Raw genomic sequence first — 16,611 nt, forward strand, 5'->3', positions numbered from 1 at the left:
AAGATGCTCGCTAATGCCCGAATGGGCTCAAAAGCACTGTGGCTGTTGGTAACCATCGTCATTCTTGTTTTGGCTGCTGTGTCCTTGTTTCCTTTTCTATGGATGATCTTGACTTCCTTTAAAACGGCGGGAGAGATCAATATGATGCCGCCAAACATCCTGCCAGCGCATTGGTTATGGGGAAATTATGTGCATGCCTGGAACAAGCCGGAATCGACGTTTGGGGCTTATTTCTATAACACCGTCATCATCGCCGGATTGGGGACGCTGCTTCAGATGGTGATTTGCATACCAATCTCTTATTCAATTACCCATTTCCGTTTCAAAGGCCGGCAATTGATCTTCATGCTGGTATTATCGACGATGCTGATCCCTTACGATATCACGTTAATCCCCAACTTTGTTACGATGCGGCACATGCCTTTTGCAGGTGGAAACAATTGGTTAGGAGATGGGGGTCAAGGGTTCTACGACAGCTATATGGGTGTGATGCTGCCCTTTTTCGCTGATGCGTTTACCATCTTTCTGCTTAGGCAAGCATTTCTGTCCGTCCCTCGAAATTATTGGGAGGCTGCGCAGGTAGACGGTATGAATCATTTCGCTTACTTATGGAGGGTTCTGATTCCTTTGGCTGCTCCGAGCATGATTACTGCATCCTTGTTCGGTTTTATCGGCAAGTGGAACGGCGTTCTATGGCCGCTGCTGATTACGTCAAGTGAGGCAATTCGTCCACTGCAGGTGGGTCTCTTGTATTTTGTCAGCGAGGAAGGACCTAATTATCACGAGTTGATGGCTGCAGCTACTTTTACAATATTGCCCATAGTGCTTCTTTACTTCGTGGCGCAGCGGTGGTTCCATGCAGGTGTGGTGACAACAGGAATTAAAGGTTAGGGAGGCACAGTCATGGAATGGCTGCAGGACATTAAAGTTATTATTTTCGATTTGGACGGCACGTTGTATCAAGATGAATCTTTTCTAGAACGTTACTTGTATTTCCTTATGGAAGGATCGGAATGGGAAGGTGAAATTACTCGCATTCAAAGGGAAGCAGCCGCGATTTTAAACAATGAACATCCTTTGCGAATCGGACTATTCTACAACCCCCTTCAGGAGCACATTCTGCAGCATGACGGAGAATACGCCACGGGGGCAATATATTGGGATGGTCAGGAAATCGACGCACAGACTTTTGCAAGCTTATACGGACAAAAGCACGGTTTCATTAAAGAGTACATGTACGTTGGAGATGCTTGGAGTGTTGTCAGCGTCATCGCTCATCACTTTAGGATTCCCGAACCAAAGCGGAAAGAGGCGTTTCTTCGGGTTCGCAAGGAAATGTTGGAGAGTACCAAAGCGATCATTGCGCAAGAAGCGGTAAGAAAGGCGATTAGCGAGCTTCGCTGCCGTAAGGTATTAATGACGAACTCGCCTCCAGAAACAGGTCGTGACTTTGTAAAGTACTTAGGTGTAGACGAGTTATTTGATGATATCAGGTACGGGGGCAACAAGCCATGGGGCTTGCCGGATTATGTGAATGAACTGGCGAAACAAGAAGAGATCGGGCCTGCTCAAATGCTGTCCATCGGAGATCATGCCTGGAACGATCTATATCCGGTTCGCCGGTTAGGCGGACATACGGTGTGGATTTCACCTTATAAGAGCCAGGACCCGTCACTATGGGATATTCACTTGAAATCGCTCGATCAATTGGCGGAGCTGCTTGCAACTCTTAACCAACCAGCATAAACAAGGAGGAGACGGAGAAATGAATCAATCTAATGAAACGATGACGTTTTACGGCGGGTTAAATACGATAGGAGGCGTACATATTGTTGTTGGAAGCGGCGATACGGGGCTGGTATTTGATCTCGGACTTGCGCTAAGGGGCTTTTTTCAGGGTGAAGTGCGCGCTCGCGGTGCGGAAGGGATTCGCAGCTATCTGCTGACTCGGTCAGCGCCGCCCATTCTGCAGCTTTACGATCCGTCCGTTACCGCGGATATTGGGGAACAGGATTTGGAGCGATTGTGGAACAAGCCGTTCTTGCCCAGTTTCCCGAATATGCATGTGTTTATGAGCCATATTCATCAGGACCACATGGCGCTTCTGCCTTATCTCAGACGCGATATCCCGGTATACATGCATCAGGACGCGCATGCTGTTTATAAAGCTGTTGACGCCTCTGGGGAATATGGAGATACACCGGGAGCCATTCAACCGCTGCAGGACTTGCAGGAAATCACGATCGGGGATTTCAAATTGCAGATTATTGAAGTCGATCATGACAGCCCGGGGGTATCAGGCTTTATTCTCCGCACGAATGAGCATACGATCGCTTTTACGGCAGACTGGAGAAGGCACGGTCGCCATTCGTACCGAATGGATCGGTTCATCAAGCTGTGCCGCGAAGCGGAAGTGGACGTACTTATTACGGAAGGAACCCGTTTGCGTCCGGACACGCTCTTCCGGAAACCAACAGACCGTCAAGAGCTGGACGTAGCTGCAACCTACCTCAAGGTGCTGGAGCAAGCCGAGGGTCTCGTTTATGTGAACATTCTCGCGCGCAATGTTGAGCGTGTAGCCGATATCATCATGGCAACGAAAGCTGCTGGACGCACGTTAGTTATGGATGAAAGCACGGCAGTGTTATGGCATGTTGCTACACAGGAGGGAATCGTTGCTTTGGAAGATCACCTTGCCCTGCGAGAAATGGAAACCATTCGAGTACTTCCGAATTCCGGACCTGGGGCTATGAGCGGAGCACAGCACAAGCTTCCTTATGCCTCCATCACGTTAGGGGAAATGATAGCGGATAAGAGCCGCTATGCCATGTATCTGACCTATCAGCAGCTGCTGTTGATGGCCGAATTGGAGCGTCTTGGCGAGACTGCCGCACCATCTCAATACGTGCACGCAGACGGCAATCCGCTTAACCATTCCGATGAAACCCTGCTGCGCTGGCTGTCGGAATTCGGCGTGACGTATCATTACTGCGCAACAGGCGGACATGCGGCTCCTCAGGAAATATCGGACCTGGTGGAAGGGATTCAGCCCAAAGTGGTAATCCCGCTTCACAGTATACATCCTACTTTGTTCGATAGCCGTGGTGTACCGCGTTTCTATCCGACATTCGGGGAAACGGTAGTGCTAAATCAACTTATTGGAGCTTACGCTCCAGTAGTAAAATAAAAAATTGAGGTAAAAGAGAGGAGAAATTATCTATGAAACACAAATGGAAAACTATACTGGCGTTCACACTGACAGCCGCTAGGGTCATCGTCTCTGGATGTGGTGCTGCGACGCCAGCAAGCAATAGCGGAGGCAGCTCGTCAAATGCAAAAGCGACCACCACTCCAGTTAAGAAGGAAGAGCCGTGGGCTAAGGGGCCGGTCACGATCGATTTCTGGCACATCCAAGCTTCTATTTACGGAGATTCCATCAAGGAAATGGTTGCTCAGTTTAACAAGGAGTACGAAGGTAAAATTATCGTCAAAGAGGTATTCCAAGGCAGTTACGATGAGCTGAATAAAAAGATCCGCGCCGCATTGCAGGGTGGAGGCTTGCCGACTTTGGCCATGGCCTACGAGAGCGATACACTGCAATACATGAAAGCCGATAAAATCGAACCGCTTGATCCCTTTATCAAGGATCCTACATACGGTTTAAGCCAAAAAGAAATGGACGATATCATGCCTGGTGTATTAGCCCGTCAAAAAATTTCCCAATATGAGGGAAAAACGATGAGCTGGCCGCATGGCAACAGCTCGATGGGCATTTACTATAACACCGACTTGTTGAAGAAGGCCGGATATGACAAGCCTGCTGCAAGCTGGAAGGAATTCGAGAAGCAGGCATTGGACATTACAGCCAAGACTGGTGTTCCAGCATTAGCAATGAGCAACGGAAAGAACGGTGCCATGTTCCGGACTTGGCTGCGTACCTATGGCATTGATCCGATTTCGCAGGATGCGACCTCCGTTAATTTTGACAATCCGCAAGCAGTAGAGCTGGCTACGATTTTGAAGAACCTCCTGGATAAGAAAGCGATCGTGCTTGCGCAGGACACCGAGCAAGAGTTTACTATCGGCCGCTCAGCTATGGAAATCGGAACAACCGCAAGAACAAGCTCCAAGCTGGACTTGATTAAAGACAAGTTCAAGTGGGGGATCACCCTCATCCCTCAAGGGGACAGCACAAAGAAAGTAACGGAGCTGTACGGCGGCAATCAAGTATTGTTCAAGACAACTCCCGAGAAGGAAATGGCTGGCTGGATTTTCTTGAAATATTTTGCCGGAGCTAATGCGCAAGCCATTTATGCAGCGAAGACAGGTTATTTCCCAGCGGTTAAATCGGCTCAGGATACGGATCTGTTGAAGAAAAATTATGCGGACAACCCGCAAAAGAAGCAAGCCTTCAACGAGGTGTTCCCATATGCAACAATCGATGTGGCTACAGCTGCACGAAGCGCCATCGAGGACCAGGTGAGCACGGCTTTGGAGCTCAGCATGACAGGTAAATTGCCGGCTGCAGACGCCATGAAAAAGGCGCAAGCCGACGCGACAAAAGCGCTGAAGGAATTCAAATAATTCAATCATTCATAATGACTTCGATCAAGAGAGGGCCACTTGCCCTCTCTTGTAGTCATGTAAAGGGGCAGGAGCAATCAAATATGTCGAATTCCATTCGCAGAAGAAATGAGATTATTCAGAGGGTAAAGAACGAAGGCAACGTGAATGTAGAGGAGCTTGTGCAAAAATACAACGTATCCGTGGAGACCATTCGCCGCGATCTTCGCATTTTGGATGAAAAAGGACTAGTCAAGCGCACGTACGGAGGGGCAGCAAAGAGGGAGCAAACGACTTGGGAAATGCCTTATAACGAGCGGATCAGTTTGAACCATGAAAAAAAAGAAGCTATTTCCCTGGAAGCGATAAAGCTTCTGGAGGATGGGGATAGTTTGTTTCTTGACGGCAATACCACCTGCCTGACGTTATCCCGGCATATTCCATCGGACTTGGAATTATTGATTGTCACGAATTCCCCTTCCATAGCGCTGTATTTAATGCAGAAAAGAGTGAAGTCGAAAATTTTTCTGGTCGTCGGGGAGCTGAGTTCGGACGGCTTGACCAGCGGACATAAGCTGCATCAAGAGTTGAAGCAATATCGTTTCGACAAAGCCATGTTCTCCTGTGCCGGGTTAACCTCGCAAGGCTGCTTCTATTCGAAAATGGAGCCTATGCGAATTGCCCAGACGATTGCGGAACAAAGCAATCAGCTTATCTTGCTGGCGGATTCATCCAAGATGAATCGCACCGCCTTTCTTTTTGGCTTCGAAGCGAGGCGCTTGGATGTTCTAGTCACTGACGATGGAGTACCTACTGTGCTGCTGAACAAGCTGAAGGAACAAATCAAGCAGGTGATTGTCGCGGATAGCGAGTCGGTATAAAGTGATTTCAAGAGCCTTATAATACTGAAATTTTAGCTTCTTTCACGAGCGGGGCTGGGAAGCGAATGATAAGTATACCATCGATTAATCGTGCAAGCACGGTTTCGACCGAAACTAAATGCGGAATCGGGATGATCCGTTCAAAAGGCCCGTAGTAAGATTCGTTCGTAATGTAAGACATCCCGAGCATTCGATTCGGTTTTATGCCCTTAATGATGAATTGTGTGGATGAAACAATCAGCTCGAAATCTTCTTTTCTAATACCAGGAAGCTCTATGAGTACAAATGTCTCATTCATCGTACGGATGACATCCACGGAGGGAACCCACGGAACTTCTTCTGAAATTTCGGGGGTCTCTGAATGATTGGAGCTGCCCTTGCCTTCTGCCATTGCGTCCTTCCAAAAATCACCCTCGGAGTAGCGGTTTGCGAGATCCATCCATTCTTTCATTCGGTTCATGTTCAAGACGTTCACCTCTTCAGAATGGGATTAAACTTGGTTCGTTATAGGAGCGGAAGGGTTAGCAATCTGACCTTGGTCGTCTATATCAGGATCAAAGTACGCTGAGTTCATATTAGAGAAGGACGGGCTTAGATCTCCTACGGAGAAATTCACTCCGACAAGCTTATTGTTTGAGGTGTGGCTATTGTGTACAACAGCTCCAATATCGATATTACCGTTCTGGGACACCCCATTTGTTTTCATGTTGACGATATTTATAAAAAATGGCATACTCAAGCCTCCTTAAGCTGTCTATGGTCGCTGCTTTTTATTTGAGTTTGATCATACTCATCGGGGTCAACATATAGGTTCTTCATCGTAGCGATTGATGGCGCTTCATCACCATAAGACATGTTCGCCCCTGTTGATTTCGTGTTGGAGGTATGACTGGTATGGAGCGATTCACCTATATTCACTGAGGCATTGCCGGATATGCTGTTAATTTTCAAGGTATAAATATTAATGACTGGCTGCATTTTTCCACACTCCGCCCTCGAATATCCCTATACTCTATGCAGACATCCGCCTAGGGGTTAAGAGAGAAATATCGTTGAAAAAGAGATCTACAGGTTGTCTTTTGGATGGATCGTGCATTTGGGTGAAGGCGGTTGGTGTTTTTGAAATGGCTCAGCTTGTTTACCATTTTCACGTAATTTCGAAAACGACGAATCTAAAACTTCCTTGGGGAGCGGTCCGGAATAATTCATCCCGATATTTAATCGTCCGGCTAAATCCTGGATTTCCAAAGTTCCGAAATGATTGCTATGCTCCAATTTTTCTATGATCACTTTTTCGACATGTTGAATGATGACGGTCGGACGCTCGTGGTCAATCGAATGAACCTTTTCCTCCAGCAGCAGCTGAAACTGATCCTCTAATTTCGCCATTTTCAACATTATTTCCCGGTGCTCTGTACTCGTGTAGGGGCGTTTCCATAGCCAGTTGAATGCTTTCATACGGAGCCTCCTCCCTTAACCATTTATATGCAGTGTGAGTCAAGATTGGCAGTTGAAAGGAAAATAATCCTAGTGACATTATCTCAGAACAGTTATAGGGTGACATGATCACAGAACAACGACAACAGGGCTTTAGTGTGTTGACAATCACTTCGATCCCTGTTAATATATTTTTTGTCCCTTAAAAACGACTTGTTAGCTCAGCTGGGAGAGCACTATCTTGACAGGGTAGGGGTCACTGGTTCGAGCCCAGTACAGGTCATTCTTATCGCAACAAAAAAAGCCTTGTATATCAATATCAAGGCTTTTTTTGTTGTTCAATATAAATTATTAATGTCTATATTCTTCTAAAATTTTATTTTGGGATGAATTTGGGATGAATTGTATTAGAATAGAACGAATCACGTTTTCGATTCGCTTAATTTTTTGTATTCGCAGGAAACAGTTGGCTGCGTCCATTCATAATTGTACCTTTCAATATAGTGACTTCTCGTGAGGGACTATACATTTTCCTTCAATTGGTAGTCCCTCTCTATTTAATGAAAACGTTCAGTTGGGAATGAGATAAAGTTCTTGTCATAATCGGAAATGGGATAATATTCTTTTCAAAATATTTTAAATACGATGTAACCCAATTGTAACTCGAGTACGTTAATGTGTGGGTAATAGGAGGGTCTCCTTCTAAAAAAGGTACCCCCTATTGAAGATGGAAGAAAGGAGCTGATCCAATAGAAATCAGATGAAGTCCTAAGATTCTGCAAGATGGCTCAACAATAAAAATGAAAGCGGATTCATTAGATCGTCTAGGAGGAGAAATGTCATGAAAAAGGTGATATGTATATGTTTGTCCTACGTTCTGTTGATTTCCATGATCCTGTCGATGATGCCGACAGTGCACGCTGCTGGCAGCTATATTACCCAAACTTATAACAGTAGAAACTATAAAATTTACATCCCAAGCGGATATCAGCAAGGAACAGCCGTTCCCTTGATTGTTATGCTGCACGGATGTACTCAGGATCCGGATCAGTTCGCTGACGGTACGCAGATGAATACTCTGGCAGAGTCCAAGAAGTTTATTGTCATTTACCCTGAACAGCCGTCTTCCGCCAATTTAAATAAATGCTGGAACTGGTTCGAACCCGCCAACCAATCCCGCGGTAGTGGTGAGCCCGCTCTCATATCGGGGATGGTTAGTCAAGTAAAGAGTATGTATTCGATTGACAGCAGACGAGTGTATGTAGCGGGGTTATCCGCCGGTGCTGCGATGTCCGTTATTATGGGCACTACTTATCCCGATATATTCGCCGCAATCAATGTAAGCTCAGGTTTGGAGTATAAGGCTGCAACGAACTTGATAGCGGCCACCTCCGCGATGATTAGCGGCGGCCCTGATCCAGTCGCACAGGGCAATGCGGCATATTCCGCAATGGGCAGCTACAAAAGAGTTGTGCCGGTCATTGTTTTCCATGGAACTTCTGATAATACCGTCAATCCGGTTAATGGAGATCAAGTGATTTCACAATGGGCGCAGACTAACGACTTAGCATCAGATGGTTTGGATAACAACAATATCGACGACTTGGCCGATGTCACCCAACATAGCACAGTTCCGGGAGGACGCAGCTATACGGTATACAGCTATAATGACAGCAAAACAGGACGCGTCGTCATGCAGAAGTATACAGTCACCGGAATGGGTCATGCTTGGTCTGGAGGGAGCAGCTCGGGGTCATATACGGATCCTCAAGGGCCGAATGCATCTCAAATCTGTTATGACTTCTTCATGGCTCATCCAATGAAGGGTGGAGGAGTTGGTGGGAGCAGGTGAGGATACTCCGAAACTATTATCAAGCAAGTTAACAAAGTCTCTAACGTCCCATAATTCAATGTTATGGGACGTTTTTTTTCTATTAATAATACCGATAATTCAGTTACAGGATTTTGGGGTCCAAAATGCCATCGGCGTGTAGGGAAGGTTCATTTAAACGGTAAACACTTCCTCTGCCGCCATTGCTATGACCTCACATATCAATGCCAACGGGAGAATGCTGCGTGCCGCCAGCTAAACAGGTTAAAATCCATTGGCAAGCGGTTAGGTGGGTCCATCAATATATTAGAACCAATGCCGGTAAAGCCGAAGGGAATGCACAGGAGTACCTATATGAGGCTGCTGGGTCAATCGCACATTATGCTCTTGAGTGTGAGTCAAGAATACGAGGATATTAGTGATAGATTAATGGTCAGAAATTTTGACGGCCCTATGCGAAGCTGTCTGTATACGTTAATTATTCATTTTGTCCGTAAGGAAGCGATCAGTGGCGGATCAGAGTCGGTAAATTACTGAAAAAGGCAGAGCAAACGCATTCACATAATGCTGCATTTCCTTGCACACACCGACATTAATCTTATGATTATTAACGAAGTAGAATCCTGTGCGAAAAACAATTGTGCTGGCATAAACTGTACCGTGTAGCTGATTACATTTTACGCAATTACTATAAATTTCAATAAATTGGTAGCGTTTACACATCTTACGGAATTTAGTTGCTAATAAGTCTACTGAATGATTAAATGTAATTAATGCATACGTTATATATATATATAGCGTGTTAATGCGATTACGTATCATTGATGTAGTAGGAGTGTTAGTAGGACTATGGAACAATTGCAACTAACTATTGCCGATTTGAACGAAGACGAGAAAATGGAATTACAGCAATTTATCGCATACGTAGAACGTGAGTTAAAGCAGCAGGGTATGGTAATGGATAACCATATAGTCAGCGTAATGGAACTATGTTTCATGGACAACCTAAGTCGTGTTCGTTTTAGAAAATAGATGGCCACCGTCTCATTCTCTCCCGAATGAACGCTAACAATATATATATATATTAATTTTACCATCAATTTCATATTTCCCAAACGAATGTCCCATGGTACGGTTTAATAGAGGTGGTTACATGCTTTTTTCTCCGATTAAACCAATGCTTCTCCATAAAACAGACTCTGTTGTGCAGGTGACTTTATACATCAACTAAAACTAGATGGATTTCGCTGTACATTGCATAGTGAAGGTCCACGCGTAAAATTGTTTACACGTCACCAAAACGACTGCACAAGCCATTTTCCCGAGTTTACCGCGGTACATATTAATGCTACTTCCGCGATCTTAGATGGGGAAATGATCGCATTTGGTGCTGATGGTAAGCCCGATTTCGAGCTTGTCATGTCTCAATTTCAATCTTCTCGCCTGAAGAACTTACAGAGCGTCCATTTTGCCGCTTTTGATGTACTTATGATAAATGGGAAGAGTGTAATGCATTTGCCGCTGGAGCGTCGTTTGGAGCTCCTACATGGGCTTGTGAGTGGTTCTGACCAACTATCGGTTGTGCAACCGCATGATGATGGCGAGGCTCTGTACGAATCAGTCAAAGCTGCTGGTCTTGAAGGGATTGTCTCCAAACGAAGAAATAGTCGGTATGTGCAGGATCATCGATCGAGGGACTGGATTAAATTGAAGAATTATCAGTTTGAGGAAGTTGCGATCTCCGGAATCAGAAAGAATGAATTTGGTTGGGCATTGCAATTTGATGACGGCAGATACGCAGTCATATGTGAATTCGCTCCGCCAGAAGCGCGTGCTGTCTTCCGTCAGATCTCTAAGCTGCTTGTTCAATCGGAAAATCAGAACTGGTTATTCCTGGATCCACTGATTCGCTGTCGGGTCAAATATCAATGCTTGACCCACTCCGGTCTCTTACGATCACCAAGTTTCGTTGAGTTTATATTGGCTTCCTAAGGGATTTGTAATAAATATGTAATCTGTTTTGACCTTGCGAAAATAAAGCAAGCCTATAATAAAAGTAAACCCCCTTTTTCACATAACATTAAGACCCACAGCAAACGGGCTGTGGGTCTCTTTCTGCTTTATTAGAATCTTTCAAACTTATCCTTACCTTCTTTTAAACATGAAGGGCAGGAAGACGAAAGGAAGGAATAGGAACAAAGGAAACCCAAACATTATGCTGACCAGCAGCGACGGCCCGCCGAAAACTACAGTAAGAAGCAAACTGCACAAGCAACCTTTACCGGACATGTTACTAAAAAAGAACACGGTACCCCTCGTCCTTTTTTACTTATATTCTGCACTTCTTTTTCTCTCTAATCGCTGAGAATAATCGAAACACTTATTTGTAATAAAGAAGCAACATGCTGACCAGCAGTGACAGGCAACCGAAAGTGAACAATACTTCAACACCGAAGGGCTAACGCGTAGCAGTCCTTCGCTAAACTAACTGGCAGTTATGTGTAATAAAGCGGTTATACCAAATATAAATTATTTTTTTAAAGGTATACGACTATATTTGTTGAATTAGACACAATAAGGCGGGTGGTTATAACAATGGAAAATGAAAATATTTCAATCATGTTAAGCCACAAAGAGTTCTTATCGAAAAGATGGCAGCAGGAGGTTCGTGAAATTTATCCCGATCTGCCTTTAGACTCAGATGTAAATATTGATAATTATTTAAATTATATATTGAATTTAGATATCCCTACGGATGACCATCCCATTTTTAATTCTATACCCAAATGGTCCAAAATTTCACTGGATCGGTATAACTATATTGAATACATTCTAATTACTACAAATATTTGGAGAAAAATTATTCTAGAAACTGTCGAAAAGGTTGCCATAGAGAATGAGATGTCCGTCTATCAACTTATAAAAAAGTACATATTCAGGATGGATTTATTTGAGAAGCATGCTCGTGACAATTATTGGAACTTGACTCGAATTGTTATATTGGAAAAAGATAAGCTAATTAACGAGTTACATAGTGAACGCTTAACACTTATTGGCAAAATGGCAGCCAGTATGGCTCATGAGATCAGAAATCCTCTTACCTCCATCCAGGGATTTTTAAAACTCATTAAAAAAAACATTTCATCTCAAGAGAATCAAAAGATCGCTAATTATTTAAAAATTATTGATGATGAATTTGAGAGTATTAATATGCAAATTACGGGTTTTCTCAGTTTTTCCAGGAATCGAGAACATGATGAATCGTATGATAACATCTCTTTAATCCAAATTATTAATTCTGTCCTATCCATGTTAAACCCGCGATTAATACAAGAAGATGTTATGTTTGTTAAAAAATTTAAAAAGGATAAAATGATCAGAGTTCAAAAGAAGGGCATACAACAAGTAATCTCCAATTTATTAAACAACGCAGTTGATGCGTTACTTGAAGTCTCCCATAAAAAAGAAATCACGCTGTCCTTGAAAGAGGATGATGATAATGTGTATCTATATATTTCTAACAATGGTCCGAAGATACCTGACGAGCTAAAAGATTTATTATTCACACCATTTGTAACTAATAAATCATCAGGGACTGGGCTAGGATTAACGATATGCAAACAAATTATGCAAAAAAATGATGGTGATATACTTTTTGATACCAATGAAAAAGAAACCACTTTTATTTTGTCTTTTAAGAAAGTCCTCCATTGAATCCATTTATTATTAGGTGGGCTATTTCATGTTTAACGTAGTGAGATGAAAAATAGGATTCCAAATGAGCGGTTCATCATTACTGTAAATTTGGAAAAGGATATGGAGCGATTGCAGTAAGCAATCAGGGTGAATAAAACAAAAAAAGAAAAATGGAAAAAGGATCAAATCGATATTTTTGTGCAAAGGGAGCTTTTTGACGGGGGCACATAACAAGAGCAAACGCTTGCAATCAAGCAGTAGATTGAGCTTCTGGATGATGAGGTTGCCAGGATGGAATTACAGAGGGAATCCCTGGCAGTACAAACTTCCGACTCCCCCTCTCTGGAATCGTATATGGCAGAGTTTAAGAAACTAGAGCTTCATGTGTTGGCGGAAAAGGGTGCTGCTTCAAGAGGTGATCCAGAAAATCACGCTGCTCGATCTGCATTTGGAGATTGAGTTATGATTTCAAGAAATGAAAGAATAATTGGATTACAAGGGCAACCATTTGCTGTAATCGAATGCTTCAAAATGCTTATCTTCGATATTATATCTAATCTTAACAATGACCCCGTTTTTCAAGCCTTCAAAGAAAACGAAGTTGTTGGTGTTTCTCGCAAAGACAACCTGGTCAAATGCATGGATAGTTTTCAACAATTCCGAAAGGTAACTTTCATACATATTTTTTTGTCCTCCATTCGTAAGGAAAATCCCGATAACCTTAGCGGTCCCCGTTTACATATATTTAGTCATTCCTCTTTCCTTCAACATATCAACCATCTCTTTGACAGACTGGGCTTTATTTTTGGGGCAGATCAATAACGCATCCTCCGTATCAGCAATGATTAAGCCGTCTATGCCTATTGTCGTAATCAGTCTGCCGTTCCCATATATAATCGAATTTCGTGTATCAATGCCCATGTAATTCGCCTTTACAATATTGCCTGACTCATCTGGAGGGAAAATCGCTCCAAGTGCATCCCAACTGCCAATATCATTCCAGCCAAAATTACCAGACAGCACAATGACTTCATCGCAGCGTTCAAGTATTCCATAATCAATCGAAATATTTTGCAGCGTCGGATAAATCTTATTGATCATTTCCTCTTCTTGTTCCGTTCCCAGGTAATCTCGGAGTGGAAGCATTGATTTATATAGTCTGGGCAGATAACGGTTGAAGTTTTCGATAATAACTGATGTTTTCCAAATAAAAATGCCGCTGTTCCACATATAATGCCCGGAGGATAAATAAGCCTGCGCTTTTTGGAAATTAGGTTTTTCTACAAACTCAGCTACTTCATACATGGCGCATGGACTTGTGGTGTAAGGCACATTCTGATAGGAAATATAACCATAGCCTGTAGAAGGAAACGTCGGTTTGATACCGATGGTCACGATTTTGTCGGATTCCAAGGCTGCCGTACACGCTTCGTTTAACGTTTTTCGGAATTGGTCTTCATCGGTAATGTGATGATCGGAAGGCAATACAACCATCAAGGAATCACCGTGGAATTTTTCTATAAATAAAGCAGCAAAAAGAATGCTTGCAGCCGTGTTGCGAGCAACAGGTTCGATGAGAATGTTCCCCTTCAACACACTGCTGTGCATGATGCTCTCAAGCAATACCGCTTGGGAGCGATTCGTGACGATAACCGTATTTTCCTGGGGAATAATACCTTTAAATCGTTCGATGGTATCGTTTAACATGATATCGTTACCGCTAATATTAAGCAGCTGCTTCGGTGTTTCCTGTCTGGATAAAGGCCAGAATCGGGTACCACCCCCGCCAGCAAGTATGACTGCGAATTTATTCATGATGCATGACCAAATGGGCAATAGAGTAGGAAATAATACTCTCTGAACCTTGATTGAGGTTCAAACCTGTAGAATGAATACCATCGTAGCAGCCTCCGGTTTGCGGGTCAATCAGAGAGACATTCAGCGAGTTATGGCCTGAATACCATTCGTAACACAACGCTGCCTGTTTCTGATAAATAGGTTCACCAAGTACTGTATAAGCCTCTTTGCAGGCAAGGAGCATTTCGCATGCTTCTATGGGCTGTTCATCATAAAGGGCTGCATCACCGTCGCGCTGCTGCCAACCGTGGCTGCCGATTGGCTTGAAATAACCTTCCGGTGAGAATGTTTGGGATGCCAGGAAATCAAGGCTTTCCTTAGCGACTTCCTTCAGATCATTTCTGCCTGAAATACTGGCAGCTTTGAATAACGCTAAAGGAAGCATGGCATTGCCGTAGGTTAGACTGTCCTCTAACCAATTCCAGCCGTTGCCTTTATTCTGTAAATATTGATGCTGCAAACGTGCAGCCATATTCTCAATCAGACTGTAGATGGTGACCCTTGGCAGAAATTCCGCCGCTTCCTTGCTGCTTTCAATAGGTGGATGCGGAAACGAATAGGATAAAGCATGAGGGGTCTGAAGCAGGAAGCTTAATCCTACCATTGCATAGGCTTGTGCTCGAGGAGATCCCATCGCATGGATATGTGGCAGCGCTTGACTAATCATATAGCGGCAGGTGTTCTGTAAATTGTTTGGCACAGAAGAGTGAGAGAGTGTAAAGCCGAGTGCCCATAAGGTGCGTCCTTGACAGTCCTCAGAGCCGCTATCTTCTATGAATTGACGGTTGTAATCCATGAAGTTTCTAAAGTTGCCATCCGAATTCTGTGAGTGATAGATGAACGAAATATAAATGTGTATAAGGTCCAATGCTCGTGAATCTCGACCATTCCCTTTACTGTACAATAACACAGCAGCAATTAATGCCCGTGCATTATCATCTGTTGTATAGCCTTTAGTGCGGTCGGGAGCACCGAATTTGGTATGCTGAAAGATCCCTGTATCGTCCGTCAACCTGAATAGATAATCGGAATTCAAGTGTGCTAAAGTTTGTACGCTCATTAAATTACACTCCTTTTGGAACAGTTAGAGGTTCCCATGCTTTCTTGAAAGACGGCTGCATAACGTTTGGCAATTTCTCCCCACATCATGGTCTGCCCAAGTGCGAGTGTGTGGGCTTCCATTTCTTTAACCAGTGAAGGATTCCCAAGCAGCTTGAGTATGCATGCTTCCAAAGAAGAAGAATCACGGAACTCTGCAAGCAAGCCTCTTCCGCCCGCAAGCATTTCCTCGGCATACCGGTAAGGAGTCGAAACAATAACTCTTCCATAACCGACACCATAGGCTAATGTACCGCTAACGGCTTGATCCTTGCCCAAATAGGGGGTCATGTAAATGTCGGACATAATCAGGGATTGAATAACTTCTTCTTGCGTTAACAGTTTATCTACAAATAGAACGTTATCAACCAAATCAAGCTCTCCAATAAGCTCCGTCAATTTCTGTCTATAAACTTCGCCAGTTTCATGCTTAACTACTGGGTGTGTCTTTCCCCATATGATATATAATGACTCCGGGTGATGATCTACAACTCCACGCATCGCTTCTATGCCGTATTCAATACCCTTGCCAGGACTTAAAAAACCGAAGGTCGAAAGGATCTTCCGGTCAGCAAATCCGTATTGCTCTTTAAGCTCTGTTCTTGATTTCGTTTCCACATAAGGTACGCCATGATGAATGAACACAACTTTATTAAGATCTATCCCATAAATCGAATTCAAATCCATTACGGTAGACTGGGCCATCGTTACAACTTTCAAGCTTAACTCCGCAATTCGATTCATAATGTGGCGCTGTTTAGGGCTGGGTGTTGTTAATACGGTGTGAAAGACGACAACATAAGGAATGTTCAATCTCTCAACGAAGGGAATCAAATATTCGCCGCTCTCTCCTCCGTAGATCCCGAATTCATGCTGAATGACGAGGAGATCAACATTGGAAAGGTTAAGGTTATCGGCTGCTTCCAAATAATCCGATAAATTATTCTGATCGATTTGCATCATAACTTGCTCCTCATAGTTGTACGTCTCCTTGTTGTTAACCGCAATAATGCGAGGCATGTTAAAGCCCGGTATCTGAATGAATTGTTCCAGTAAATCTTGCGTGAATGTGGCAATTCCACATTCTCGTGGGAGACTAGTTCCTAAAAAAACAATATTTCGACTACTGATGGTATTCATAAGAAAAGCCTCCCATTCAATTTCGTGGATAAAAAAAGAAAATAAAGAGTACTTTATTTTCTATCAGAGATCAGCGGCTATTCAATTATCTGTAATTTAATCAATATC

The 16,611-nt window shown here is 43.6% G+C and carries 18 protein-coding genes and 1 tRNA gene; 11 read left to right on the forward strand and 8 right to left on the reverse strand.

The window, feature by feature from the left end:
- Positions 1 to 3 precede the first annotated feature (3 nt).
- The 5 genes from BLV33_RS01170 to BLV33_RS01190 all read left to right on the forward strand — a co-directional run bounded on the left by BLV33_RS01170 (position 4) and on the right by BLV33_RS01190 (position 5,444).
- Positions 4 to 891, forward strand: coding sequence for a carbohydrate ABC transporter permease (locus tag BLV33_RS01170; RefSeq protein ID WP_171908970.1), 888 nt, complete (start codon positions 4 to 6; stop codon positions 889 to 891).
- A 12-nt stretch (positions 892 to 903) separates the two neighbouring features.
- Entirely contained in the window at positions 904 to 1,746 is an 843-nt protein-coding gene (locus tag BLV33_RS01175; protein WP_090787253.1) for an HAD family hydrolase, read from the forward strand.
- Between the two features lie 19 nt (positions 1,747 to 1,765).
- Positions 1,766 to 3,187 carry an MBL fold metallo-hydrolase gene (locus BLV33_RS01180; RefSeq protein ID WP_090787256.1) on the forward strand — a complete coding sequence of 474 codons (1,422 nt, stop codon included), beginning with the start codon at positions 1,766 to 1,768 and terminating at the stop codon, positions 3,185 to 3,187.
- 32 nt (positions 3,188 to 3,219) lie between these two features.
- Complete coding sequence (locus tag BLV33_RS01185) at positions 3,220 to 4,584, forward strand: ABC transporter substrate-binding protein (protein WP_090787259.1); 1,365 nt, start codon at positions 3,220 to 3,222, stop codon at positions 4,582 to 4,584.
- Positions 4,585 to 4,667: 83 nt separating this feature from the next.
- Entirely contained in the window at positions 4,668 to 5,444 is a 777-nt protein-coding gene (locus BLV33_RS01190) for a DeoR/GlpR family DNA-binding transcription regulator (protein WP_171908971.1), read from the forward strand.
- 16 nt (positions 5,445 to 5,460) lie between these two features.
- Here BLV33_RS01190 and BLV33_RS01195 read toward each other — a convergent pair whose 3' ends face one another.
- The 4 genes from BLV33_RS01195 to BLV33_RS01210 form a co-directional block, all read right to left on the reverse strand.
- A complete protein-coding gene (locus tag BLV33_RS01195; RefSeq protein ID WP_253187192.1) occupies positions 5,461 to 5,904 on the reverse strand; it encodes an Hsp20/alpha crystallin family protein in 444 nt (147 codons plus the stop codon).
- Positions 5,905 to 5,934: 30 nt separating this feature from the next.
- The gene (locus BLV33_RS01200; protein ID WP_090787266.1) at positions 5,935 to 6,177 is read right to left on the reverse strand and encodes a spore germination protein; all 243 of its coding nucleotides are present in this window, start codon (positions 6,175 to 6,177) and stop codon (positions 5,935 to 5,937) included.
- Between the two features lie 2 nt (positions 6,178 to 6,179).
- Positions 6,180 to 6,422 carry a spore germination protein gene (locus tag BLV33_RS01205; protein WP_090787269.1) on the reverse strand — a complete coding sequence of 81 codons (243 nt, stop codon included), beginning with the start codon at positions 6,420 to 6,422 and terminating at the stop codon, positions 6,180 to 6,182.
- Positions 6,423 to 6,509: 87 nt separating this feature from the next.
- On the reverse strand, positions 6,510 to 6,902 hold the full coding sequence (locus tag BLV33_RS01210; protein ID WP_090787272.1) for a hypothetical protein: 393 nt from the start codon (positions 6,900 to 6,902) through the stop codon (positions 6,510 to 6,512).
- Between the two features lie 189 nt (positions 6,903 to 7,091).
- On the opposite strand from BLV33_RS01210, the gene BLV33_RS01215 reads away from it, so the two are divergent.
- The 6 genes from BLV33_RS01215 (at position 7,092) to BLV33_RS29120 (ending at position 12,867) form a co-directional block, all read left to right on the forward strand.
- Positions 7,092 to 7,164 (forward strand) — tRNA-Val (locus tag BLV33_RS01215).
- A 558-nt stretch (positions 7,165 to 7,722) separates the two neighbouring features.
- Positions 7,723 to 8,733 (forward strand): extracellular catalytic domain type 1 short-chain-length polyhydroxyalkanoate depolymerase, encoded by a 1,011-nt coding sequence (locus tag BLV33_RS01220; protein WP_090787275.1) that lies wholly within the window; start codon positions 7,723 to 7,725, stop codon positions 8,731 to 8,733.
- 828 nt (positions 8,734 to 9,561) lie between these two features.
- Positions 9,562 to 9,744, forward strand: coding sequence for a hypothetical protein (locus BLV33_RS01225; protein ID WP_090787278.1), 183 nt, complete (start codon positions 9,562 to 9,564; stop codon positions 9,742 to 9,744).
- 186 nt (positions 9,745 to 9,930) lie between these two features.
- Complete coding sequence (locus BLV33_RS01230) at positions 9,931 to 10,704, forward strand: ATP-dependent DNA ligase (RefSeq protein WP_090787281.1); 774 nt, start codon at positions 9,931 to 9,933, stop codon at positions 10,702 to 10,704.
- 603 nt (positions 10,705 to 11,307) lie between these two features.
- Complete coding sequence (locus BLV33_RS01235) at positions 11,308 to 12,426, forward strand: sensor histidine kinase (RefSeq protein ID WP_090787284.1); 1,119 nt, start codon at positions 11,308 to 11,310, stop codon at positions 12,424 to 12,426.
- Positions 12,427 to 12,699: 273 nt separating this feature from the next.
- Positions 12,700 to 12,867 (forward strand): hypothetical protein, encoded by a 168-nt coding sequence (locus BLV33_RS29120; protein WP_171908973.1) that lies wholly within the window; start codon positions 12,700 to 12,702, stop codon positions 12,865 to 12,867.
- A 33-nt stretch (positions 12,868 to 12,900) separates the two neighbouring features.
- On the opposite strand, the gene BLV33_RS01240 is transcribed toward BLV33_RS29120, so the two are convergent.
- From BLV33_RS01240 to BLV33_RS01255, 4 genes are read right to left on the reverse strand one after another with little or no spacing between them, the layout of a single operon-like run.
- Positions 12,901 to 13,089: a hypothetical protein gene (locus BLV33_RS01240; RefSeq protein WP_090787287.1), complete on the reverse strand. Its 189-nt coding sequence runs from the start codon at positions 13,087 to 13,089 to the stop codon at positions 12,901 to 12,903.
- Between the two features lie 54 nt (positions 13,090 to 13,143).
- Complete coding sequence (locus BLV33_RS01245) at positions 13,144 to 14,223, reverse strand: mannose-1-phosphate guanylyltransferase (protein ID WP_090787290.1); 1,080 nt, start codon at positions 14,221 to 14,223, stop codon at positions 13,144 to 13,146.
- Positions 14,216 to 15,325: a glycosyltransferase gene (locus BLV33_RS01250; protein WP_090787293.1), complete on the reverse strand. Its 1,110-nt coding sequence runs from the start codon at positions 15,323 to 15,325 to the stop codon at positions 14,216 to 14,218. The genes BLV33_RS01245 and BLV33_RS01250 overlap by 8 nt, the downstream gene beginning before the upstream one ends.
- Entirely contained in the window at positions 15,325 to 16,503 is a 1,179-nt protein-coding gene (locus tag BLV33_RS01255; RefSeq protein ID WP_090787295.1) for a glycosyltransferase family 4 protein, read from the reverse strand. The genes BLV33_RS01250 and BLV33_RS01255 overlap by 1 nt, the downstream gene beginning before the upstream one ends.
- Between the last annotated feature and the right edge of the window lie 108 nt (positions 16,504 to 16,611).

The organism is Paenibacillus sp. GP183 (assembly GCF_900104695.1).
Lineage (GTDB): Bacteria > Bacillota > Bacilli > Paenibacillales > NBRC-103111 > Paenibacillus_AI.